Origin of the sequence: Mesorhizobium sp. M7A.F.Ca.MR.148.00.0.0, assembly GCF_003997735.1 — a bacterium.
Taxonomy (GTDB): Bacteria; Pseudomonadota; Alphaproteobacteria; order Rhizobiales; family Rhizobiaceae; genus Mesorhizobium.
This window is the reverse complement of the sequence record NZ_RZTB01000614.1, coordinates 1-257: the sequence shown is the minus strand read 5'-3', so window position 1 is coordinate 257 and position 257 is coordinate 1. Positions and strand designations below refer to the sequence as shown.

The 257-nt window shown below is 68.1% G+C and carries 1 pseudogene; it reads right to left on the bottom strand.

The features are described from left to right. Positions 1-257, bottom strand: a pseudogene (locus EOB49_RS35535) (hypothetical protein); the annotation flags it as partial.

Sequence of the window (257 nt, the reverse complement as noted above, 5' to 3'; positions counted from 1 at the left end):
CTGGCTGAGTGCCGCGCGGGAGGGCTGTGGGTGCAGGCGCCAGGCGAAGCCGTGAGCGACGAGGACGGCGAGCACATGGCCTAGGATGATGGCGCCGGCCTGGATATTCCACAGCCACCACGCGGAGTCCGCTCCCGCAACGATGCCGGCCTCGATCTGCACGTCGGCGGTGCCGAACAGGTTCCAGCCCCGCGCGAACGGGTCGGAAAGTGCCGCAAGCGCATATTGGCCGTCGACGAGCAGCGCCGTCAGATAAT